General features: G+C 65.2%; 17 protein-coding genes. 10 read left to right on the top strand and 7 right to left on the bottom strand.

Annotated features, from left to right (window positions below):
* The first annotated feature begins 117 nt into the window (after window positions 1-117).
* From A3M7_RS0111785 to A3M7_RS0111765, 5 genes are all read left to right on the top strand, one after another.
* The gene (locus tag A3M7_RS0111785) at window positions 118-1,548 is read left to right on the top strand and encodes a TolC family outer membrane protein (RefSeq protein WP_027544131.1); all 1,431 of its coding nucleotides are present in this window, start codon (window positions 118-120) and stop codon (window positions 1,546-1,548) included.
* Between the two features lie 98 nt (window positions 1,549-1,646).
* Window positions 1,647-1,937: a type II toxin-antitoxin system RelE/ParE family toxin gene (locus A3M7_RS0111780; protein ID WP_027544130.1), complete on the top strand. Its 291-nt coding sequence runs from the start codon at window positions 1,647-1,649 to the stop codon at window positions 1,935-1,937.
* Window positions 1,937-2,287, top strand: a complete 351-nt coding sequence (locus A3M7_RS0111775; RefSeq protein ID WP_027544129.1) for an addiction module antidote protein — start codon at window positions 1,937-1,939, stop codon at window positions 2,285-2,287. The genes A3M7_RS0111780 and A3M7_RS0111775 overlap by 1 nt, the downstream gene beginning before the upstream one ends.
* Before the next feature lie 88 nt (window positions 2,288-2,375).
* Window positions 2,376-2,933 (top strand): hypothetical protein, encoded by a 558-nt coding sequence (locus tag A3M7_RS0111770; protein WP_027544128.1) that lies wholly within the window; start codon window positions 2,376-2,378, stop codon window positions 2,931-2,933.
* A 50-nt stretch (window positions 2,934-2,983) separates the two neighbouring features.
* A complete protein-coding gene (locus A3M7_RS0111765; RefSeq protein ID WP_027544127.1) occupies window positions 2,984-3,946 on the top strand; it encodes an amidohydrolase family protein in 963 nt (320 codons plus the stop codon).
* A gap of 20 nt (window positions 3,947-3,966) precedes the next feature.
* Here A3M7_RS0111765 and A3M7_RS0111760 read toward each other — a convergent pair whose 3' ends face one another.
* The 3 genes from A3M7_RS0111760 to A3M7_RS0111750 form a co-directional block, all read right to left on the bottom strand.
* Window positions 3,967-7,083 carry an efflux RND transporter permease subunit gene (locus A3M7_RS0111760; RefSeq protein ID WP_027544126.1) on the bottom strand — a complete coding sequence of 1,039 codons (3,117 nt, stop codon included), beginning with the start codon at window positions 7,081-7,083 and terminating at the stop codon, window positions 3,967-3,969.
* A gap of 38 nt (window positions 7,084-7,121) precedes the next feature.
* Complete coding sequence (locus tag A3M7_RS0111755) at window positions 7,122-8,366, bottom strand: efflux RND transporter periplasmic adaptor subunit (protein ID WP_027544125.1); 1,245 nt, start codon at window positions 8,364-8,366, stop codon at window positions 7,122-7,124.
* Between the two features lie 169 nt (window positions 8,367-8,535).
* Entirely contained in the window at window positions 8,536-9,948 is a 1,413-nt protein-coding gene (locus A3M7_RS0111750; RefSeq protein WP_027544124.1) for a CoA transferase, read from the bottom strand.
* Window positions 9,949-10,071: 123 nt separating this feature from the next.
* Between A3M7_RS0111750 and A3M7_RS0111745 the strand changes: the two genes are divergently transcribed.
* The gene (locus tag A3M7_RS0111745; RefSeq protein ID WP_027544123.1) at window positions 10,072-10,359 is read left to right on the top strand and encodes a hypothetical protein; all 288 of its coding nucleotides are present in this window, start codon (window positions 10,072-10,074) and stop codon (window positions 10,357-10,359) included.
* A 226-nt stretch (window positions 10,360-10,585) separates the two neighbouring features.
* Window positions 10,586-11,356 (top strand): SDR family NAD(P)-dependent oxidoreductase, encoded by a 771-nt coding sequence (locus A3M7_RS0111740; protein WP_027544122.1) that lies wholly within the window; start codon window positions 10,586-10,588, stop codon window positions 11,354-11,356.
* 296 nt (window positions 11,357-11,652) lie between these two features.
* On the opposite strand, the gene A3M7_RS0111730 is transcribed toward A3M7_RS0111740, so the two are convergent.
* The 3 genes from A3M7_RS0111730 to A3M7_RS0111720 are packed head-to-tail and all read right to left on the bottom strand — an operon-like array spanning window position 11,653 to window position 17,382.
* Window positions 11,653-15,108 carry an error-prone DNA polymerase gene (locus A3M7_RS0111730; protein ID WP_027544120.1) on the bottom strand — a complete coding sequence of 1,152 codons (3,456 nt, stop codon included), beginning with the start codon at window positions 15,106-15,108 and terminating at the stop codon, window positions 11,653-11,655.
* Window positions 15,105-16,697 carry a DNA polymerase Y family protein gene (locus tag A3M7_RS0111725; RefSeq protein ID WP_049823328.1) on the bottom strand — a complete coding sequence of 531 codons (1,593 nt, stop codon included), beginning with the start codon at window positions 16,695-16,697 and terminating at the stop codon, window positions 15,105-15,107. The genes A3M7_RS0111730 and A3M7_RS0111725 overlap by 4 nt, the downstream gene beginning before the upstream one ends.
* Window positions 16,594-17,382: an ImuA family protein gene (locus A3M7_RS0111720; RefSeq protein ID WP_027544118.1), complete on the bottom strand. Its 789-nt coding sequence runs from the start codon at window positions 17,380-17,382 to the stop codon at window positions 16,594-16,596. Before A3M7_RS0111720 ends, A3M7_RS0111725 begins: the two co-directional genes overlap by 104 nt.
* A 163-nt stretch (window positions 17,383-17,545) precedes the next feature.
* Here A3M7_RS0111720 and A3M7_RS0111715 point away from each other — a divergent pair, with 163 nt between their 5' ends.
* Window positions 17,546-18,967, top strand: coding sequence for a UdgX family uracil-DNA binding protein (locus A3M7_RS0111715; RefSeq protein WP_027544117.1), 1,422 nt, complete (start codon window positions 17,546-17,548; stop codon window positions 18,965-18,967).
* Window positions 18,968-19,065: 98 nt separating this feature from the next.
* Window positions 19,066-20,694: an inorganic phosphate transporter gene (locus tag A3M7_RS0111710; RefSeq protein ID WP_027544116.1), complete on the top strand. Its 1,629-nt coding sequence runs from the start codon at window positions 19,066-19,068 to the stop codon at window positions 20,692-20,694.
* Window positions 20,695-20,766: 72 nt separating this feature from the next.
* Here A3M7_RS0111710 and A3M7_RS0111705 read toward each other — a convergent pair whose 3' ends face one another.
* Entirely contained in the window at window positions 20,767-21,939 is a 1,173-nt protein-coding gene (locus tag A3M7_RS0111705) for a M20 aminoacylase family protein (protein ID WP_027544115.1), read from the bottom strand.
* A 201-nt stretch (window positions 21,940-22,140) separates the two neighbouring features.
* Between A3M7_RS0111705 and A3M7_RS0111700 the strand changes: the two genes are divergently transcribed.
* Window positions 22,141-23,760 carry a GMC family oxidoreductase gene (locus A3M7_RS0111700; RefSeq protein ID WP_027544114.1) on the top strand — a complete coding sequence of 540 codons (1,620 nt, stop codon included), beginning with the start codon at window positions 22,141-22,143 and terminating at the stop codon, window positions 23,758-23,760.
* Window positions 23,761-23,770 lie beyond the last annotated feature (10 nt).

Here is a 23,770-nt window from a genome sequence, read left to right as displayed (position 1 = left end):
CAAGCACGGAATACATGGGGGTTTTCCCCGCGGCAGTTTGCCTGCGGGACCCCGGCTGGTTAAACAGCTAAGAGGCCACCGTCGGCGGGGGCGGACAGCCGGGGTTAGCGGGATTACATGATTGGGCGAGCCGCCAGAGCTGGTCGCGTGATGACGCGGCATCGATCGGGCGTGGGTCCTGTGCTTGCGACATGGACCACGCTGGCGCTGTGTTGCGCCCTCTCCTCCGCTGCATGGGCCGAAGCCCTGCCGGAGGCGCTCGCCAAGGCCTACCAGACCAACCCGCAGCTCAATGCCGAGCGCGCGCGGCAGCGCGCGACCGACGAGAACGTGCCGCAGGCGCTGGCCGGCTACCGGCCGCAGATCGTGGCAAGCCTCAGCGCCGGCCTGCAATCGGTGCGCAATCTGCTGCCCGACAACACCATCCAGACGGCCAATCTGAAGCCGTGGGTGATCGGCGTCACCGTGACGCAGACCCTCTTCAACGGGTTCCGCACCGCCAACAACGTGCGGGCCGCCGAACTCCAGGTCCAGTCGGGCCGCGAGGCGCTGCGCAATGTCGGCCAGGGCGTGCTGCTCGACGCGGTCACCGCCTACACCAACGTGCTGGCGAACCAGTCGCTGGTCGAGGCGCAGCGCTCCAACGTCGCCTTCCTGCGCGAGACGCTCGCCGTCACCCAGCGCCGCCTCAACGCCGGCGACGTCACGCCGACCGACTCCGCGCAGGCCGAAGCCCGTCTCAACCGCGGCCTTGCCGATCTCAACGCCGCCGAAGTCGCGCTCGCCGTGAGCCAGGCGATGTACGCGCAGGTGATCGGCAATGCGCCGTCGCAGCTCCGGCCCGCCGAGGTCGTCGATCGCTACCTGCCGAAGAGCCGCGAAGACGCGATGACGATGGCGATCCGCCAGCACCCGGCGGTGATGGCCGCAAGTTTCGACGTCGATGTCGCCTCCACCAACATCCGCGTCGCCGAAGGCGCGCTGCTGCCGAGCGCCAGCATCCAGGGCAGCGCCAGCAAAAGCCGCAACAACGACCCGACACTCGGCACCTTCGCAGAGGACCAGGCTTCAATCGTCGCCAACGTCACCGCCCCGATCTATGACGGCGGCCAGGCCGCCGCGCAGACGCGGCAGGCCAAGGACGTCACCGCGCAGAGCCGGCTCGTGCTCGACCAGGTGCGCAATCAGGCCCGCACCGCAGCGGTCAGCGCCTGGGTTGCCAATGAAGGCGCCAAGATCGCAGTCTCGGCCTCCGAGTCCGAAGTGAAGGCGGCGACCGTCGCGCTCCAGGGCGTGCAGCGCGAGGCCGCCGGCGGACAGCGCACGACGGTGGACGTGCTGAACTCGCAGGCCGATCTGATCCAGGCCAAGGCCCGTCTGATCGGCGCGCTGCGCGACCGCGTGATCGCCTCCTACACGCTGCTCAGCGCCGTCGGCCATCTCGACGTCAAGACCTTGAGCCTGAACACGCCGGACTACCTGCCCGAGGTGCACTACCAGCAGGTCCGCGACGCCTGGCACGGCCTGCGCACGCCGTCGGGGCAGTAGACGTTCGCGGCGCGGCGCCTCCCTGCACCGCCTCCCGTCCCGGCGCGCCACTTCGGCCTCTTTGACATTCTGTAGCCCATGGGCTACAACTGTGCCTCATGATCGAGGTGAGGCAAACCGAGCATTTTTCGGCGTGGCTGAACCGCCTCAAGGACGCCAACGCGGTTGCCCGGATCACTGTCCGCATTCGCCGCATGGAGATGGGCAATCCCGGCGACAGCAAGAGCGTCGGCCGCAACGTCCGGGAAATGCGCATCGACTATGGCCCGGGCTACCGGATCTACTATGTGCAGCGCGAAGCGGAGATCGTGATCTTATTGTGTGGCGGCGACAAGCGCGCACAGCGACAAGACATCAAGCTAGCCCAGCAACTAGCGGAGACATTGTGATGCCAAAGGCAGCAAAAACGACGAACAAATCGGCATCCAGGACGACGCGCTTCGACGCCGCCGACTACCTCAACACAGAGGAGCGTCAAGCCGCCTATATTGCGGCCGCATTAGAGACCGGCGATGCCGATTTCGTGCGTGACGCGCTTGGCCTCGTCGCACGTGCGCGCGGCATGAGTACGATCGCGAAGAAAGCCGGCTTGAACCGCGAAAGCCTGTACAAGGCACTCGGAGAGACCGGAAATCCCGAGTTCGGCACGGTCATGCGCATTGTCGGAGCATTGGGCCTGACATTGTCGGCCCAACCAGCGACAAGCGGACGGATGTCAAAGCGCCGCCGCGCCGCGTAAAGGAGCGCGCCGTACTCCCGGCGCCCTGGAACGTCGCGGTCGCCGTGACCAGTCGCTAAACCGGTTCAAGCCTTCTCTGGACGTGAATATGAAAAGCCGCCGCATCCATCTGATGGGAGCTTCGGGCTCCGGCGTGACGACGCTCGGTCGCGCGCTCGCGGCCCGGCTTGCGCTTCCGCATCACGACAGCGACGACTATTTCTGGCTGCCGACCGCGCCTCCCTACCAGACGACGCGCCCCGCCGCAGAGCGCCTGCGCCTGATGCGCGAGATGTTTCTGCCGCGTCTCGATTGGGTGCTCAGCGGAACCGTCACCGGCTGGGGCAACGAGCTCGTCCCGTTCTTCGATCTTGTCGTCTTTGTGACGACGCCGCGCGAGCTTCGCTTGCAGCGCCTGCGTGGCCGCGAGGCTGCGCATTTCGGAGCTGATGCCGTCGCACAGGGCGGCTGGCGTCATAAGGAGACGGAGTCGTTCGTCGAATGGGCCTCGCGCTACGAAGCCGGCGATCGCGAGGGCCGCAGTCTCACAAAAGATGAGGCCTGGCTCGCGGGCCTGCCCTGCCCGGTCGTGCGCATCGACGGCTCACGCCTGCTTGCGGATCTTGTCGAGCAGCTATGCAGCGAAGCGGAGCGGCTACCCGGCTGATGTGATATTGTTTCGGTCCCACCTCCAAATAACGAAGCAGGGAGACAACCATGCTCAACCGACGCAGCGTCCTGCTTGCCTCACTTGCCGCCGGAGTAGCCATGACCAGCAAAGCCCACGCCCGCGCGTCGCACCCCGCGACGCCGGTCAATTTCGACGTTCCGGCGCATGCCTGCGACTGCCACACCCACATCCATGGCGATGTCGAAAAGTTTCCGTTCTTCGCAGGACGGGTCTATACGCCTGAGCCGGCAAGCCCTGAAGAAATGGCCGCTCTGCACAAGGCGCTGCAGATCGAGCGCGTGGTGATCGTGACGCCGAGCGTCTACGGCACCGACAACTCCTCCTCTCTGTTCGGCATGAAGGCGCGTGGCGGAACCGCGCGCGGGGTCGCCGTGATCGACGACGAGACGACGGAAGCCCAGCTCGACGCGATGCAGCAGGACGGCTTCCGCGGCATTCGCATCAACCTTGCGACCGGCGGCGTCAGCGATCCCAATGTCGGCCGGGCCCGCTTTACAGTGGCCGTGGAGCGCATGAAGGCGCGCGGCTGGCACGTGCAGCTCTACACCACGCTGCCGATGATCTCGGCAATCAAGGACCGGGTGCTGGCCGCGCCCGTGCCCGCGGTGTTCGATCATTTCGGCGGCCTCGAGGCTTCGCTCGGGCTGGAGCAGCCGGGATTTGCGGACCTGGTCGCGCTCGTCAAATCCGGCAAGGCCTATGTGAAGATCTCCGGCGCCTATCGCTCGTCAAAGCTCGCGCCGGATTATCAGGACATGGCGCCCTATGCGCGTGCGCTGATCGCGGCCAATCCGGATCGCATCGTCTGGGGCACCGATTGGCCGCATCCGGATTCGAGCCGCGTCGAGGGACGGAAAGCCACCGACATCGCGCCGCTCTACCAGATCGACGACGGTCGTCTGCTCAACCAGCTCCCGGTTTGGGCGCCGGATGCGGATATGCGCAAGAAGATCCTGGTCGACAATCCGGCGCGACTCTACGGATTCTGAGTCGCGACGGCCGCCCGCGATCAGCGCGCGCGGCGGGAGAAGAAGGAGATCAGCACCGGCAGCGTCACCAGGATCACGACCGGCGCCAGCATCATGCCGGTGACGACGACGACCGCAAGCGGCTTCTGCACCTGCGAGCCGATGCCCTCCGACAGCGCAGCGGGCAAGAGGCCGACGCCGGCGACGACGCAGGTCATCAGCACGGGCCGAAGCTGAAGCTCGCCGGTGCGGATCACCGCGCTCACGCGGTCCATGCCTTCCTCGATGAGCTGATTGAACTGCGACAGGATGATGATGCCGTCCATCACCGCGATGCCGAACAGCGCGATGAAGCCGATCGCCGCGGAGACGCTGAACGCGGTGCCGGTGATCAACAGCCCGAGCACGCCGCCGAAGATCGCCATCGGGATCACGCTCATCGCTAGCAGCGTGTCGGTCATCGAGCCGAAATTGAACCAGAGCAGGACGCCGATCAGCGCCAGCGAGATCGGCACCACGATCGACAGGCGCCGGATCGCGTCCTGGAGATTGCCGAATTCGCCGACCCAGTCCATGTGCGAGCCGGGCGGCAGCTGCACCTGGTCGGCGATCTTCTGCTGCGCCTCGCGGATCGCGCTGCCGAGATCGCGCTCGCGCACCGAGAACTTGATCGGCAGGTAGCGCTCCTGCTGCTCGCGATAGATGTAGGCCGCACCGGAGACGAGGCTGATGCTGGCGACCTCGCTCAACGGGATCTGCGTGACGGTGCCGTTGGGGCCGGGCGCCCCGATGCGCAAATTCTGGATCGCCTCCGCGCTCCGGCGGTATTCCGGTGCAAGCCGAACGATGATCGGGAAATGGCGGTCGCTTCCGGGCTCGTAGAGATCGCCCGCGGTGTCGCCGCCGATCGCGACCTTGATGGTGGCGTTGATGTCGCCCGGTGCGAGGCCGTAGCGCGCGGCCTTGGCGCGGTCGATGTCGATCTGGATGGTCGGCTGGCCGAGCGAGGTGAACACCGCAAGGTCGGTGACACCCTGCACGGTCGACAGCACCTGCTTAATCTTGTTGGCGGTGTCGGTGAGCGCCTGCAGATCGCTGCCGAACAGCTTGATCGAGTTCTCGCCCTTCACTCCGGAGACGGCTTCGGAGACGTTGTCCTGGAGGTATTGCGAGAAGTTGAATTCGACGCCGGGGAAGCGGTCGTCGAGCTGCTTCAACAGCTGCGCGGTCAGCTCTTCCTTGTCGCGTGTGCCGGGCCATTGGCTCACGGGCTTGAGCGGCGCGAAGAACTCGGCGTTGAAGAAGCCGGCCGCGTCGGTGCCGTCGTCGGGACGGCCGTGCTGCGACACCACGGATTCCACCTCGGGCCGGGCGCGGATCACCTTGCGCATCTCGTTGACGTAGGTGTTGCCTTCCTGGAGCGAGATGGTCGGCGGCAGCGTGGCGCGGATCCAGAGATTGCCCTCTTCCAGCTTGGGCAGGAATTCGAGGCCGAGCAGCCGGCTGAGCGCCACCGTCATCAGCACGAGACCGACCGCACCGCCGAGCATGATGCCGCGATTGGCGACAGCCCAATGCAGCACCGGCATGTAGATCCGGTGCAGGATCAGCATGACCCTGGTCTCGGTTTCCTCGACATGCGCGGGCAGGATGATCGCGGACAGCGCAGGCGTCACCGTGAAGGTGGCCAGCAGCCCGCCGGCAAGCGCATAGGCGTAGGTGCGCGCCATCGGCCCGAAGATGTTGCCTTCGACGCCGGAGAGCGTGAACAGCGGCAGGAAGGCCGCGATGATGATGGCGGCGGCGAAGAAGATCGAGCGCGACACGTCGGCCGCGGCGCTGAGGATGGCGTGGCTCTTCATGCCGAACAGCGTCTCGGACGACATATGCTCGGATTCGGACACCGGCGTCGTCTGCGTCAGGCGGCGGTAGATCGCTTCCACCATGATGACGGTGGCATCGACGATCAGGCCGAAGTCGATCGCACCGACCGACAGCAGGTTCGCCGATTCCCCGCGCAGCACCAGGATGATCACCGCGAAGAACAGCGCGAACGGAATGGTGGCGCCGACGATCAGCGCGCTGCGCAGGTCACCGAGGAAGATCCACTGCAACAGCACGATCAGGAGGATGCCGACCACCATGTTGTGCAGCACGGTGTGGGTGGTGAGCTCGATCAGGTCGCCGCGGTCGTAGATGCGCTCGATGCGCACGCCGGGCGGCAGGATGCTTGAGTCGTTGATGGTTTGAACGAGCTGGTGGACGCGCTTGATGGTTGGCGAGCTCTGCTCGCCGCGGCGCATCAGGACGATGCCCTGCACGATGTCGTCGGCATCGTCGATGCCGGCAATGCCGAGGCGAGGCTTCTGATCGACGGTGACGGTGGCGACGTCCTTGACCAGCACCGGGTTGCCGTTGGTCTGCGAGACCATGGTATTGGCAAGGTCGTCGATCGAACGTATCAGGCCGACGCCGCGCACCACGGCCGATTGCTGGCCGATATTGACGGTGTTGCCGCCGACATTGACGTTCGCATTGCCGACCGCCTGGAGCAATTGCGGCAGCGTCAGGCCGTTGGCGACGAGCTTGTTGAAGTCGACCTGGAGCTCGTAGGTCTTGCTCTTGCCGCCCCAGCCGGTGACGTCGATGACACCAGGCACGGCGCGGAAGCGGCGCTGGAGGATCCAGTCCTGGATGGTCTTGAGGTCGAGCACGCTGTAGTTCGGCGGGCCGACCAGGCGGTAGCGGAAGATCTCGCCGATCGGGCTGAGCGGCGAGATCTGCGGCTGCACATTGCCCGGCAGCGGCGCGAGCTGCGCCAGGCGGTTCAAGACCTGCTGCAACGCTTCGTCATAGGTGTAGGCGAAGGAGAACTGGAGCTTGATGTCGGAGAGGCCGTAGAGCGAGATGGTGCGGATGGTCGTGAGGTTCTTCAGACCCGCGACCTGGGTCTCGATCGGGATCGTGATGTAACGCTCGATTTCCTCGGCCGACAGGCCCGGGCTCTGCGTCACGATGTCGACCATCGGCGGGGTCGGGTCGGGATAGGCCTCGATGTTGAGCTGGTTGAACGCGATCAGGCCGCCGATCAGCACGGCAACGAACATGCCGACCATCAGGAAGCGCCGGTTGACGGCAAGGGCGACGAGACGATCCATTCAGCTCTTCAGTTTGTTGTCAGTTTTTGGGTCGTCGATCAGCTGCCGGACGCCGCGCGGTCGATGAACAAGCTGCCCTTGGTGACGATCTGCTCGCCGGGCTTCAGGTTGCTCGTGACTTCGACGAGGTTGCCGTTGATGAGGCCGATCTTGATCTGGCGCAGCTCGACCGACTTGTCCTCGCGCGCCACCCAGATGCGAACCTTGTCGGCTTCATAGATCAGCGCCTGTTTCGGCACCGCCGGTGCCGCACGGTCGCCAGCCGAGTAGATCGTGACGTTGGCGAACATTTCCGGCTTGAGCAGGCCGTCCTTGTTGTCGATGGTGGCGCGAACCAGCAGACGGCGGGTGCTGGGATCGATCGCGGCGGCGACGTAGTTGATCTTGGCGGTCAGCGGCCGCCCCGGCAGCGCCATCACGTTGACGGTGATGTCCTGCCCGATGCATACGGCGGCCGCATCGCTCTCGCGCACGAAGGCGGTGAGCCAGACCGTGGAGAGGTCGCCGATCACGAAGACCGGATCGCTGGCGCCGGAATTGACGTACTGGCCCGGGCCGATCTTGCGCTGCACGACCGTGCCGGAGATCGGCGAGTAGATCGTGATCTCCCGATCGATGACGCCCTTGTCCTGGAATACCTTGATGGTCTCGTCGGTGAAGCCGAGAATCCGCAGCTTGTTGCGTGCGGCTTCCAGCGCCGTCGCCGAGGAGCGCATGTCGTTCTGCGCCTGAACCTGGGTGGCTTCCGCCTGCTGATAGTCCTTCAGCGGAATGGCGTGGCCCTCATAGAGATCCTTGGCCCGCTTGAACTGGATGTCGGCAAGATCGATTGCCGACTTCGCCTTGTTCTGCGAGGTCATCGCCGCGATGAAATCGTTCTGGGCCTGCACGGTGTCGGCGGCCTCGATCGTGAACAGCGGTTGACCTTGCTTCAGCATCTCGCCCGGCTTGGCGAGCAGCTTGGTGACTCTGCCCGCATAGGGCGAGAACACCGGCGTCGAGCGATCCTCGTCGACCGCGACCTTGCCTTCGGTGACATATTCGGCGCGGAAGGTCTTGGCCTTGACCGGCTCGATCGTCAGCGTCGCCCATTCGGACGGCGTCGGCGTGAAGTTCTGCGCATTCCTGCGCGACTGGCTGGAGACCTCGGAATGACTTTTTTCCCTGGCCCCCGCATAGAGGAAGCCATAGGCACCGGCGCCGGCGAGTGCCAGTAAAACTACGGATGTGATCACCCGTTGTTTTGTAAGCACCTGCAATCGCTTGGTATTTTCAACTACCATGGGGCCCGGTCATGTCTGCGACGATCTCGGCAAATGACTGCCTCATCGGTCGCGCTAATAGTGCCGAATTCAGATTTCAAACAACCTAAAAAACGCCCCGCACCTTTCCGTTTGCGTTAAAATTTTACGACGCGTCAGCTCCAAGTAAGCTATCCAAGTAAGCTAATTGTCAGCTTCTCAGCGGCCACTGTGCCGGATGACTGCCGAGCGGCATCGCCGGATGGCTCCATTGCGCCGGCGTTCTCGACAGCAGCGCCGAATGGCGCACCGCTTTCAACGTGCCGAAGCCAGATGGCATGCTCTCGATGAACGCTGCATGTACGGCCTCGCCCGTAAGATCCGGGGTGTCCAGTCCGCCGTCGAGCCGGCCGAGATTCCACAGCCAGCGGCCGGTCTGCGCCAGCGACACGCGCACGTGCCAGCTGCCGCCTTCGCGGGCCTGACGCACCCTGGCCATCATCGCGCCGAACGCCATGAGATAGCCGGTAGCGTGATCGAGTATCTGTGCCGGCAGTTCCTTGGGACCGTCGATGCCGGCGGCCTGCCCCTCGGCATGGTTGAAGCCGGTGGTGGTTTGCACCAGAGAGTCGAAGCCGCGCCGCTCGGCCCAGGGGCCGGCATGGCCGTAGGCTGACAGCGTCACGTAGACGATGCCGGGATTGATCTTCGCGGCCTCCTCGGGCCCGAAGCCGAGGGCGGCAAGCGCACGCGGGCGATAGCCCTGCGAGACAATGTCGACGTCCTTTAGCAACTCGCGCAACTGCGCCCTGCCCGCTTCGCTCTTCAGCGCGACGAACGTGGTGAGCTTGCCGCGGCCGGTGTCGATGGTGAGCCAGGGAATGGCGGGTAGCTCCGGCCCCGACACCAGCAGCACATCCGCACCATGCGCGGCGAGCGTGCGGCCGGCGACTGGCCCTGCGATGACGCGGGAGAGATCGAGCACGCGGAGGCCTGCGAGAGGGCGATCACTGTTCGATAATCCGTGGGGCCACGGCCTTGGCGGGGCCTCGCCGATCTTCTCGATCGAGATCAGCGGCAGTTCGGCGAGCGCACGCGCCTGCGGCAGTGCGGACCACTCGTCGTAAGAGCGCATCAGGGCAACGACGCCGCCTGCAGCGTAAGCCGCGGTCTCGAAATCCTCGCCCTTCCATTGCATCAACGCGGCCTGCACCTTCTCGCGCTCCGCCTCGCAGGCAAGCACCTTGCAGACCGCGTCGCGGTGATGCGGAAAGTTGGTGTGGCAGCGGACGAAGCGGCCATCGCTGGTCCTGTAGACGCCGGCGATGGCGTCCAAGGCCGGCGGCGGCGGCTTGTCGTCGAGGCGCAAATAGCGCTCCGAACGGCATTCGGCCACGGCATGGCGCATGTCGACATCGACGTCCTGCGCCTCACCGCTTCGCAGTCGCCAGATTTCGGCGGCGGCGAGGCCTGCGGCAGCGATTGTGGTTTGGCCGGCGACAGCGACACGAAACGAGGACGGGATCTGCGGCTCCTCGCCGGTCAGCCGTACACGTTCGAGCGCGACAGGATCGCCGCCAACGGAGGTCCAGATACCCTTGAGAATATCGGCGGGGCTTTGCATGGCCGCGTCTCTCCCTTTCGGGCTATTGTTTTAAAGTACGGATCCTTCCGGAAAACCGCTGCGCATTTTTCCGGATCATGCTGTACTTTTCGCGACCATGTCACGATCGCAGAAAGGAATGCAATGGCCGCCATCGATCCCCTTACCGCCGGCGCCGTGTTCATCGCAACGGCGGCCACCGACGCGGTCTATGTCATGTTCACCTCGGCCGTGATCGCGCGCAAGCGCGTGCCAGCGGCGAACTGGAGCGCGGTCTGGTACATGCTCTCCTCCTACGCGGTGATCAGCTACACGGAAAACGCCTTCTATGTCGCTTTCGCGGCGCTCGGCTCCTGGGCCGGCGCCTACGTCTCGCTGACCTACCTGCACCGCCCGCCCGGCGGCCCGCCGGTGGGGGCGGCGCCGGAGTGAGGTCGTCGCCGCGGGCGAAGCAATCAACCACACGCTCGGTGTCGTCCTGGCGAAAGCCAGGACCCATTACCCCGGTCGAATGTTGTTACAACACGTCTGGCCACAACATCGCACAGCAACGGAAGTTTGTGGTAATGGGTCCTGGCTTTCGCCAGGACGACATTGGAGAGGCACTGCGCTTCGTTCGCGACGACGGTGCGCGACCAACAACAAGGAAAACAAAACAATGGATCTCGGTCTCAAGGGAAAGAACGCCATCGTCCTCGGCGGCACGCGCGGCATCGGGCGGGCGATTGCGGCGACACTGGCCGGCGAAGGCGCCAATGTCGCGGTATGCGCGCGCAACGCGGATCAGGTTGCGGCCACCGTCGCTGAGCTGAAGGCGAGCGGTATCCGCGCCACCGGCAGCCCGGTCGACGTCACCGACGGCGCGGCGCTGAAATCCTGGGTCGAGGGCGCTGCCAAAGAGCTCGGCGGCATCGACATGCTGTTCTCCAATGCCGGCGCGATGGCGCAAGGTCACGATGCGGCGTCCTGGGAGCAGAATTTCCGGCTCGACGTGCTCGGCGCCGTGCATGCATTCGATGCCGCGCGACCGTTCCTCGAAGCGAGCGGCGAGACAAGCGGTGACGCCGCCTTCGTCATCATCTCCTCGATCTCGGCCGCACAGGCCGATCTCGCCAGCTCCTACGGCCCGATCAAGGCGGCGCTGATCCACATGGCCAAGGGGCTGGCGCGGCAATACGCGAAGAAAAAGATCCGCGTCAACGTGGTCTCGCCCGGCACCGTCTATTTCAAGGGCGGCGTCTGGGAGATGATCGAGCAGAACATGCCCGAGCGCTACAAGGATGCGATGAAGCGCAACCCTACCGGCCGCATGGCAACGCCGCAGGAGATCGCAAGCGCCGCGGTGTTTCTGGCAAGCCCGGTGTCGGGGTTCACGACCGGCTCCAATCTCGTCGTGGACGGGGCGATCTCGAACCGGGTGAATTTTTAGAGGCGCGCGCGCGGGACTCCCTCGCCGTCATGGCCGGGCTTGACCCGGCCATCCACGCGCCGCCGCGCGCAGAAAGACGTGGATGCCCGGGTCAAGCCCGGGCATGACGACTGAGAGCGTGGAGCGCGATCGCTCAACAAACTCGGCGTCGTCCTGGCGAACGCCAGGACCCATAGCCACCGAGAGCAGTTTGGCGAAAACTCCCAGTTGCGTGGCCATCGGCGAGCGTAACAACGACCCGTTGGGGTAATGGGTCCTGGCGTTCGCCAGGACGACGTGGGAGAGAGATGACATCCTCAATGAAAATCCCGCGACGGCGGCAGGATGCGGACGTTGCGGGGGTGGCGCATTTTCTGCGCCGGCGCGTCCGCGTGATCGCGGCGGTCGTCGTTGAGAGGCTCGATCAGCGCGGCGCCTGATGGCACCGGATGCTTGCGGGTCAGCGATTCGTTGGCAAGGCCGATCAGATCGTGCGAGCGGTCGACCAAGCGCTGGGCGATGAGATGCGTCACCTTCTCGGGGCTGCTCTGGATATAGCCTTCGACCAGGATGAGGCGCGCGCCCATCACTTCCTTGCGGTACTGCTCCATGATCTTGGGCCACACCACGACATTGGCGATGCCGGTTTCGTCCTCCAGCGTCATGAACACGACGCCGCTGGCGCTGCCCGGCCGCTGCCGGACCAGCACCACGCCGGCGCAGCGGACGCGGCGCCGCTCGTTCTGATGATTGACATCCTTGCAGGCGACGACGCGCTCGCGCGAAAACATCTCGCGCAGGAATTCCATCGGGTGGCCCTTCAGCGACAGCCGGATGGTCTGGTAGTCCGCGACCACATGCTCAGGGCGCGGCATCACGGGCAATGGCTTTGCGTGCTCGTCGGGCTGCTCACGGGCGGTGGCGGCCTCGAACAGCGGCAACGGCACGCCGTCGGGCAGCCGCCGCACCTGCCACAGCGCCTCGCGGCGATCGAGCCCGAGCGAGCGGAACGCGTCGGCATCGGCGAGCAGGATCAGCGCGCGCTTGGGCAGGCCGGTGTCGCGGGCGAAGTCTTCCAGCGAGGTGAAGGGACGGCGGTTGCGGGCGGCAACGATGCGGTCGGCCCAGTCTTCCTTCTTGTCATTCCGGGGCGACGCGCCAGCGTCGAGCCCGGAATCCATTCCGCCAGGCGTATGCGATCCAATGGATTCCGGGCTCGCGCCATGCGGCGCGCCCTGGAATGACAGCTGAGAACGTTTCAACCTCTCTTCGTCTTCATCGAGCCAATGAAAACCGTCGATCTGGCGGAAGCCCAGGCGCACGGCGCAATATCTGCCGCCAGTATTCTCCAGCGTGCTCTGCGCAAAGCTGTAGGACACGTCGATGTCACGCACCTCGACGCCGTTCTTGCGGGCATCGCCGACGATCTGGGCCGGCGCGTAGAAACCCATCGGCTGCGAGTTCAAAAGGCCGCAGCAGAACGCATCAGGGTGATAATATTTCAGCCATGACGAAATGTAGACGAGCTGCGCAAAGCTCGCCGCGTGACTCTCAGGAAAGCCGTAACTGCCAAAGCCCTTGATCTGGTCGAAGCAGCTTTTGGCGAAGTTGGGATCGTAGCCGCGCGCGACCATGTTGCCGATCAGCTTGTCCTCGTATGTGCCGATGGTGCCGACATTGCGGAAGGTCGCCATCGAACGGCGCAGGCCGTTGGCCTCCTCGGGGGTGAATTTGGCCGCCTCGATCGCGATGCGCATCGCCTGCTCCTGGAACAGCGGCACGCCCTTCGTCTTGTGCAGCACCCTGTAGAGCTCGTCCGCGGGACCATGCTCGGGTGATGGCGAGGGATAGCTCACCTTCTCCTGGCCGTTCCGCCGCCGCAAATACGGATGCACCATGTCGCCCTGGATCGGCCCCGGCCGCACGATCGCGACCTCGATCACGAGGTCGTAGAACGTCCGCGGCTTCAGGCGCGGCAGCATGTTCATCTGGGCGCGGCTCTCGACCTGGAACACGCCGAGCGACTCCCCGTCACACAGCATGTCGTAGACTTTGGGATCGTCCTGCGGAACGCTCGCCAGAACCCAGTGCTCGCCCTTGTGGTCCGCAATCAGATCAAAACATTTGCGGATGCAGGTCAGCATGCCGAGCGCGAGCACGTCGACCTTCATCATGTTGAGTGCGTCGACGTCGTCCTTGTCCCATTCGATGAAGGTGCGGTCGTCCATCGCGGCGTTGCCGATCGGCACATAGGTGTCGAGCCGGTCCTGGGTGAGCACGTAGCCGCCGACATGCTGGGAGAGATGACGCGGGAATTCGATCAACTCGGTCGCAAGCTCGACCGCGAGGTTGATCATGGGGTTTTGCGGATCGAGCCCGGCCTGCTTGACCTGCATGTCGTTGAGGCCACTGCCCCAGCTCCCCCAGACGGTGTCGGCGAGCGCGGCGGTGACGTCCTCGGTCAGACCCAGCGCCTTGCCGACGTCGCGGATGGCGCTGCGCGGACGATAATGGATGATCGTGGCGATGATCGCGGCGCGGTGACGGCCATAGCGGCGATAGACATATTGCATCACCTCCTCGCGCCGCGAATGCTCGAAATCGACGTCGATGTCGGGCGGCTCCAGCCGCTCCTTGGAGATGAAGCGCTCGAACAAGAGATCGACCTTGGTCGGGTCGACCGAGGTGATGCCGAGCACGTAGCACACGGCCGAATTCGCCGCCGAGCCGCGGCCCTGGCACAGGATGTTCTGGCTGCGCGCATAATGGACGATGTCGTGCACGGTGAGGAAGTAGTGCGCGTATTTCAGCTCGGCGATCAGCGCGAGCTCTTTCTTGAGTGTGGCACGCAGCTTGTCATCGATTTCGCCGGCGAAATATTTATCGACGCCCGCCCAGGTCAGATCCTCCAGATGCCCTTGCGCGGTCTTGCCCGGCGGCACCGGCTCGTCCGGATATTGATATTTGAGCTGGTCGAGCGAGAAGTCGATCTTGTTCGCAAAGCGCATGGTCTCCGCGATCGCCTCGGGGAAGTCACGGAACAGCCGTGACATTTCTCGTGGAGTTTTGAGAAAGCGCTCGGCATTGGCCTCGAGCTTCCGTCCGACCGCCTCGATCGTGGTCTTTTCGCGGATGCAGGTCAGCACGTCCTGAAGGGGGCGGCGGCCGGGATCGTGATAGAGCACCTCGTTGGTCGCGAGCAGCGGCACCTTTGCTTTTCCCGCGAGATCATCGAGCCGCGCCAGGCGGCGTCGGTCATCGCCGCGATAGACCAGGCTCGCCGCCAGCCACACGCCATCGGCGCGGGTCGCTTTGAGCTTTGCAAGAACATCCAGCGCCCGCGCCGGCTCGAAGCGATGCGGCAGGGTCAGGACCAGGAGTTGGCCTTCCGAAAACGCGAGGAGATCGGAGAAGGCAAGGCGGCACTCGCCCTTCTCGATCCGCGTGATGTCGTCGCCGCGCTTGCCCCGGGTGAGAAGCTGGCAGAGCCGGCCATAGGCTGCGCGGTCGCGCGGATAGACAAAAATGTCGGGCGTGCCGTCGATGAAGACGATGCGCGCGCCGATCAGCAGCTTTGGCTTGTGCAGCACCTTGTCATTGTCGAGCTCCTTGTAGGCCCGCACCACGCCGGCAAGCGTGTTGTGATCGGCGATGCCGATCGCGGCAATGCCGAGGATACTTGCCTGATGCACATAGGCCCGCGGATCCGAACCGCCGCGCAGGAAGGAGAAATTGGTGGTGATGCCGATCTCGGCATAATCGAGCGTAGTCATGCGAAGAGACCGTGCACATACCAGCCGGGAGGAACCGGCTTGCCGTCGCCGTCGAACACCTCCCCCTCGTAAAGACCATCGCGAAAAATCCAGAAACGCAGCCCCTCGGCATCCTCGATGCGGAAATAATCCCGCGTCAACTGCTTGCCGTCCTGCCGCCACCATTCCATCGCGATGCGTTCGGGCCCCTCCACCCGCACCACCGCATGCAGCGCGCGCCGCCAGGTGAATTGATGCGGCGGACCATCCGGCACGGTCGCGAACGGCACTGTCACCGGCTCCGGCTTGTCGAACAGCCTGAGCGGGCGCAGCGGCGGCTCGCTCTCGACACGTGCCGGCCATTCGGCCTGCATGGCGGCGGCGAGATGATGCTGCGCCGGCGCGGCCGTCACCGCACATTCAGGGATATGCGTGTCCTGCGGCAGGTGCACGACGACGCGCTTTCCACCGATCCGCGCGGCGATGCGGTCGATCAGCGCGGCGAGCTCGTCATTGTCGTGGACATGGGCGTCGAGATCGCGCTGCTCCTGCACCACGATCTCGGTGCGGCTCGCCGACAGCCGCACCATGTCGAAGCCGAAGCCGGGATCGAGGGGATCGGCGAGCGCATCGAGCCGCTCGCGGAACAGGCGGTCGATGACCGCGCTTCGCGTCACCGGACGTCCGGCCTCGACCATGATCGCGCGCACCACGCCGTCGGTGCGGAAGAAGGCAGCCTCCAGCCGCCGCGCGCCCTTGCCCTGCTTCTCCATGGACGCGATCAACGTGTCGGCGAGCCGCGACAATGTCATCGCGATCATGGTGTCGGTCGCGATCGGCTCGGCAAAGCGCTTCTCCACGATGTAATCAGGCAGCGGCTTTCGCGGATTGATCGGCGCATCGCCCTGCCCCAGCGCGTGCGCGAGCAGCGTGGAGAACCGCGCGCCGAACCGCGCCGTGATCTCGTGGGCGCTGCGCGATGCGACATCGCCGATGGTCTTCAGGCCGGCGCGGCGCAGGCCGGTGGTGATGGCCTCGCCCGCGCCGAGCGCAGACACCGGCAGCCGGCTGATCGCCTCCGCTTCCCCGCCATCGGCGACGATGGTGCCTGTGACCTGGCGCGTCAGCGTCCGCGCGCAGACCGAGGTACCGGCAATCGCAGCGCTGACGGCAAAGCCTTGTCGGCCGAGCGCGCGAACCAGCGTCTGCAACAGCGCGGCTTCCCCGCCGAACAGATGCGCGCAGCCGGTGATATCAAGAAACAGCCCGTGCGGCGGATCGAGCGCAACCAGCGGCGTGAAACGGTCGCACCAGTCGGCGATGTCGCTCAGCGTCTTCGCATCGGCGACGACATCGGCATCGAACACCCGCAAGTCCGGGCACATCGCCCGGGCATTGGCCAAGGGCTGGCCAATATGCAGCCCGAGACGCGACGCCGCATCGTCGAGCGCATGGATCACCAGCGCATTGGTGTCCTTGATGACGACGACGCTGGGTTCAGGATTATTACCCAGTCCGGCGCTGCCAAGGAACCGCTGGATCCGCTCGATGGGCAGGTGCGGCAGCCACAGGCTGAGGATACGCCGACGATTCACTGAACTGGCACTCATCACATTTCCATTCCATGATCCACCGGCCGCATGGGCCATGACGATTGCGCAACAGCTCGGCATCGAAGCGCGGCGCGCCCCAGGCGCTCCACATCGAGCCAGGCGGCGAATGCGCCGCACGCAGCATCCATCGCGTCTCCGCGGTCGAGGGCAGCGGCTGCGCGGCCATCCGCAGCAGCAGGCCGGTGACGCCGGAGCCTTGCGCGGCCAGCGTCAGCTTGCGGCTCGCCACGAGATCGAACTGCCGCGTCTCGCCCCAGAGCTCGAGCACGACCGCGCCGAGCGCATCGCAGGCGAGTGCATCGGCCGAAGTGCGCAGCGCACTCTCCACATCGGCCGCGCGCACCATCACCACGCGGCGCGGGTCGAGGCCGAGTTCGGCGAGCCCGCTCATCGACAGCGCGCCGGCTTCCAGTTCCGAAAAATCCTGCCGCACCCACAGCAGCGGCCGGCGCGCGGTCACGCGTCCCGCAACGCCCATGACAAACCCGGTCGCGGCGGCGCCCTGGCGCCCCTCGCAAAACACCTCGTGGATCGCCGCACGCGCAAGTCCGCCCTTCAGCGCGCTGTCGACCTCGCCGTGGCCAAGCGCGACGCGATCGCGCTGATGCACGACCTCCGCCGTCTCGATGCGCTCGATCTGGCCGCGCAGGGTCGCAAGCGCGCTCATGCGTGCGCCGCTCATGCTCGCCGCTCCTTTGAGATAGGTGCCGTGGCTCAAAAATAAGAACCCGCGGCTGGCTCATTTGTTCATGATATGTTCTAATATAAAGCTAACGGCGCCCTGAGAGTCAATCGAATTGGCGCGCCTTCGGATTCATGAGCGGAATCAAGAGGATTCGAGTGCCATGTACCTCGTCACCCTGAACAGCGAGACCGATTTCGACGGCTGGCGCAAAGCCGCTCGCGCATTCGCCCTGCATCACGTCGCCCCGGCGGACGTGGTGTGGCACGTGCAAGGCCAGACGGAAGACCAGATGCCGCCCGGCCTGTCCGAAGCGCCGAGCCTTCCGCCGATCGAGACCGAGAGCACGTTCACCGTGCCGGCCAATTTCATCGAGCTTGCCCGCGTCGCGATCCTGCATCGCGAGGGCGAGCGTTTTGCGCTGCTCTATCGCCTGCTCTGGCGGTTGAAGGTCGATCACGACCTGCTCGCAACGATGAGCGATCCCGACGTGGCGCAGATAATCACGATGGCAGGCGCGGTGCAGCGCGATGCGCAGCGGATGCGCGATCTCGTCCGCTTCCGCGAGATCGGGCGCGAGCAGAAGGCGCATTACGCCGCCTGGTTCGAGCCGGAGCATCACATCGTCGCATTCGCCGCGCCGTTCTTCGCACGTCGTTTTGCCGACATGCCCTGGTCGATCCTCACGCCTGACGTTTGTGCCCATTGGAACGGTCACGCGATCTCCTTCACGCCTGGGATCAGCCGGGCGGAGTGGCCGGCCCCAGGGCGCCTGGAGGAAACCTGGCGGCGCCATTTCCAGCCTGACCGGCTGACCACAACCGACGCGCCGGTGAAGCGCCGGAGGAACCTCCAGGACGCATCGACGCTTGGATCAACACTTGGATCGATACTTGGACCCCTGCTCGCCGATGCCGAACGCTGGACCGGCGGACGGATTTCCCCACGTCCGGAAGCCATCATGGGACACAAAGCAGCCGCCAAGGATCTCGAAGCGCTGCGCGAGCAGGCCGCGCATTGCCGTGCCTGCCCGCTCTACAAGGACGCGACGCAAACCGTGTTCGGCGAGGGGCCGAAAGACGCCACCATCATGCTGGTCGGCGAGCAGCCCGGCGACAAGGAAGACCTCGCCGGCCATCCCTTCGTCGGCCCCGCCGGCCAGATGCTCGACCGCGCGCTGGAGGAAGCCGGCGTCGATCGCAAGAAGGTCTATGTCACCAACGCGGTCAAACACTTCAAATTCGTGCCGCGCGGAAAAATCCGCCTGCATCAGAAGCCGAATACACAGGAGATCCGGGCATGCCGGCAATGGTATGAGCGGGAGCTGGCGGCCGTTCAACCCGATCTCGTCGTGGCGATGGGCGCCACCGCCGCGCAAAGCGTGTTCGGCAAGATCACCCCGATCGGCAAGACCCGCGGCCGGCTGATCGACCTTCCCGACGGCCGCAAGGCGCTGGTGACGGTGCACCCGTCCTATCTGCTGCGGCTGCCCGACCCGGAAGCCAAAGTGCTGGAATATCAGCGTTTTGTCGAAGATCTGAAGATCGCGGCCAACTTACAGAAGAAATCCGCGCGCGCCGCCTAAATAACGGCGGGAAAACGCCTTTCAACCACCGCTTGTCATCCAGCCTTCAAATCCATCGCGGACAATACCCTTACCTGAAAGTTAAGGGGCGTCCTGACATGACCGATGTAGCATTCGACCGCGCGGTAGCCGATCCCGCGCCGATCCAGCCGGCCTCGCGGCCAAATCTCGACAAGGGCTTCAATCCGCTGACGATGATCCTGTTCTTCGGCATCCTCGCCGCGGGCCTGCTGTTCGTCGCCTACAGCATCTATGCCGACGTCAACGCGACCGGCACGCGGGTGACGACCTTCCTGCCCTACATCCTGCTGTTCGTCGCGCTGCTGATCGCGCTCGGCTTCGAATTCGTCAACGGCTTCCACGACACCGCCAACGCGGTGGCGACCGTGATCTACACCCATTCGCTGCCGGCCGAAGTCGCCGTGATGTGGTCGGGCTTCTTCAACTTCCTCGGCGTGCTGCTGTCCTCCGGCGCGGTCGCCTTCGGCATCGTCTCGCTGCTGCCGGTCGAGCTGATCCTCCAGGTCGGCTCCAGCGCCGGCTTCGCGATGGTGTTCGCGCTGCTGATCGCCGCGATCCTCTGGAACCTCGGTACCTGGTATTTCGGCCTGCCCGCTTCCTCCTCGCACACGCTGATCGGCTCGATCATCGGCGTCGGAATCGCCAACGCCGTGATGCGCGGCCGCGACGGCACCACGGGCGTCGACTGGAGCAAGGCCACCGAGATCGGCTACGCGCTGCTGCTGTCGCCGCTGTTCGGCTTCATCTGCGCCGCCGTGCTGCTGCTGCTCCTCAAGTTCATCGTGCGCAACCCTGCGCTCTATGCCGCGCCCGAAGGCAACAAGGCGCCGCCGCTCTGGATCCGCGGCCTGCTGATCGCGACCTGCACCGGCGTCAGCTTCGCCCACGGCTCGAACGACGGCCAGAAGGGCATGGGCCTGATCATGCTGATCCTGATCGGAACCGTGCCGACCGCCTACGCGCTCAACCGCGCGCTGCCGGAATCCCAGGTCGCCCAGTTCCAGAAGGTCTCGGAGGCCGCCTCCAAGGTGATCGCGGCCAAGGGCGCCGGTCACTCGATCATAGGCGATCCCCGTCCTGCGGTGACGCAGTACATCACCTCGCACCACATCAGCGAAGGCACCTACCCCTCGCTGTCGGTGCTGGTGAAGGATGTCGGCGACCAGGTCGTGAAGTACGGCTCGCTCAACAAGGTACCGGCGGAAGTGGTCGGCAACACCCGTAACGACATGTACCTGACCTCGGAAGCCATCCGCTTCCTGATGAAGGACAAAGAAAACGACCTCAACAAGGAAGAGGTCGCGACCTTGAACGCCTACAAGGGCGGGCTCGATAGCGCCACGAAGTTCATCCCGAACTGGGTGAAGATCGCGGTCGCCATCGCGCTCGGTCTCGGCACCATGATCGGCTGGAAGCGCATCGTGATCACGGTCGGCGAGAAGATCGGCAAGACCCATCTCACCTATGCGCAAGGCGCCTCCGCCGAGCTCGTCGCCGCGGCCACGATCGGCGCCGCCGACGTGTTCGGCCTGCCGGTCTCGACCACCCACGTGCTGTCGTCAGGCGTCGCCGGCACCATGGCCGCGAACGGCTCGGGCCTGCAGATGGCGACCATCCGCAACCTGCTGATGGCCTGGGTGCTGACGCTGCCCTGCGCGATCATGCTGTCGGCCACGCTCTACGTGATCTTCTCGCGGATCTTCTGAGCCGATCAGATCCTCAAAACAAAGGGCCCGTGCGATGCACGGGCCCTTTTCATATGTGCTTCTGGCTAGGCTTTAAGACGCCGCGAGCGATTCCTCGACCAGCTTGACCCAGTACGACGTGCCGAACACGATCGCCTCGTCGTTGAAATTGTAGGCGGGGTGATGCAGGCCGGCGCTGTCGCCGTTGCCGCAGAAGATGAAGGCGCCGGGGCGCGCTTCCAGCATATAGGCAAAATCCTCGCCGCCCATCAGCGGGGGCATCTCGTGCACGTTGGCATCGCCCGCGACCTGCCTCGCGATACGCCGCGCCACCTCGGTCTCCGCGGCGTGGTTGTTCACGACGGGATAGTTGCGCTTGTAGTGCAGGTCGATCTTGGCGCCGGTGATCTGCGCCACGCCCGCCACCACTTCGTGCACGCGCTTCTCGACCAGCTTGCGCACCTCCGGCGACAGCGTGCGGATGGTGCCCCTCAGCGTCGCGGTCTGCGGAATGACATTGCGGGCATTGCCGGCGTGGAATTCGCAGATCGAGATCACGGCGGATTCCAGCGGATCGACGCTGCGCGCCACGATCGACTGCAAGGCCGTGATCACCTGCGCGCCGACCAGAACGGAGTCGATGCATTTGTGCGGACGCGCGGCATGGCCGCCGAGGCCCTCGATCATGATGTCGACTTCGTCGGTCGCCGCCATGATCGGACCCGGCCGGATCGCGAACGAGCCGATCGGGATGCCCGGGCCGTTATGCATGCCGTAGACCTGCTCGATGCCGAAGCGCTCCATCAGGCCGTCCTTGACCATGGCCGCGCCGCCGGCGCCGCCCTCCTCGGCCGGCTGGAAGATCACGACGGCATCGCCGGCGAAGTTGCGGGTCTCGGCGAGGTAGCGGGCCGCACCGAGCAGCATCGCGGTGTGGCCGTCATGGCCACAGGCGTGCATCTTGCCCGGAGTCTTGGAAGCGTAAGGCAGGTTGGTCTGCTCATCGACCGGCAGGGCATCCATATCGGCACGCATGCCGATCACCTTGAGCCCGTCGCCGGCCGGCTTGCTGCCCTTGATCACGCCGACCACGCCGGTCTGGCCGAGGCCGGTCACGACCTCATCGCAGCCGAACTCGCGCAGCCGGTCCGCAACGAATGCTGCGGTGCGGTGAACGTCATACAGCAATTCGGGGTGCTGGTGGATGTCCCGGCGCCAGGCCTGAATATCGGGTTGAAGGTCGGCGACGCGGTTCACGATGGGCATGGATGGTCTCAAGCTCTGTTGGGAATACAGGACTGTCTACCATGCAAGCCGCAGTCCACCTAACCGCTACGGATCGGGGGGAGCCCTGTCCTCTCGTCATGGCCGGGCTTGTCCCGATCCGCTGCGTCTGCCTATTAGGACAGAAAGCGCGTGGATGTCCGGGACGAGCCCGGGCATGACGCCTGTTTGGGTGGAAGCAGAATGCCAAGGCGGCTTGAAGGTGAGTTTGACTACATTGTCGTTGGGGCGGGCACGGCGGGCTGCATTCTCGCCAACCGCCTGTCGGCCGATCCGAAAAACCGCGTTCTCATTCTCGAAGCCGGCGGTGACGACAACTGGATCTGGTTCCACATTCCGGTCGGCTATCTCTTCGCGATCGGCAATCCGCGCTCGGACTGGATGTTCAAAACGGAGGCCGAGCCGGGCCTGAACGGCCGCGCGCTGGCCTATCCCCGCGGCAAGGTGATCGGCGGCTGCTCCGCGATCAACGCCATGATCTCGATGCGCGGACAGGCCGCCGATTACGACCACTGGCGCCAGCTCGGCATGACCGGCTGGGGCTATGACGACGTGCTGCCGCTGTTTAGGCGGATCGAGGATCACTTCCTGGGCGCGAGCGAGCATCACGGTGTCGGCGGCGGCTGGCGCATCGAGCCGCCGCGGATATCGTGGGACGTTCTCGACGCCGTCGGCGATGCCGCGGAAGAAATGGGGATCAAGCGCATCCCCGATTTCAACACCGGCGACAACGAAGGCACGAGCTATTTCCACGTCAACCAGAAGCGCGGCCGACGCTGGTCGTCGGCGCGCGGCTTCCTCAAGCCCGCGCTGAACCGGCCCAACCTGCGGCTCGAGAAGCACGTGCTGGTCGACCGCCTCATCATCGAGCAGGGCCGCGCCGTCGGCGTGCGCTTCATCCAGAACGGCGAGGTCATCGAGGCGCGCGCGAAGCGCGAGGTGATCCTGTCGGCAGGCGCGATCGGCTCGGTGCAGGTGCTGCATCGCTCCGGCATCGGGCCTGCCGACTGGCTGTCGCCGCTCGGCATCGACGTGGTGATGGACAGGCCCGGCGTCGGCCGCAATCTTCAGGATCATCTCCAACAGCGCGCGATCTACAAGGTCGAGGGCGTGCGCACGCTGAACGAGACCTATTACAACCTGTTCCGCCGCGGCCTGATGGGGCTCGACTACGCCGTCCGCCGCCGCGGTCCGCTGACCATGGCGCCGTCGCAGCTCGGCATCTTCACGCGTTCGGATGCAACACGCGCTCGCGCCAACATCCAGTTTCACGTGCAGCCGCTGTCGCTCGACAAGTTCGGCGATCCCCTGCACCGCTTCCCCGCCATCACGGTGAGCGCCTGCAATCTCCAGCCGACCTCGCGCGGCACCGTGCGGCTGCGCGCGGCGAGCCCGGACGAGAAGCCGATCATCGCACCGAACTATCTGTCAACCGACGACGACCGCCAGGTCGGCGCCGACGCCATCCGCACCACCCGGCGGCTGATGCAGCAGAAGGCGCTCGCAAAATATCGCCCGAGCGAATATCTGCCCGGCCCTTCCGTCGGTGACGACGATGCCTCGCTCGCCAAAGCCGCGGGCGATATCGGCACCACCATCTTCCATCCCGTCGGCACCGCGAAGATGGGCGCGGCGAGCGATCCGATGGCGGTGGTCGACGAACGCCTGCGCTTCTACGGCCTCAGCGGCCTTCGCATCGTCGATGCCTCGATCATGCCGACGATCACGTCGGGCAACACCAACACGCCGACCGCGATGATCGCCGAGAAGGGCGCGAGCATGATCCTGGAGGATGCGAAGTAGCATCCTGTCC

This window comes from Bradyrhizobium sp. WSM2254 (genome assembly GCF_000472645.1).
GTDB lineage: Bacteria > Pseudomonadota > Alphaproteobacteria > Rhizobiales > Xanthobacteraceae > Bradyrhizobium > Bradyrhizobium niftali.
The sequence above is the reverse complement of the archived record's forward strand: the minus strand, read 5'-3'. Positions and strand labels throughout refer to the sequence as shown.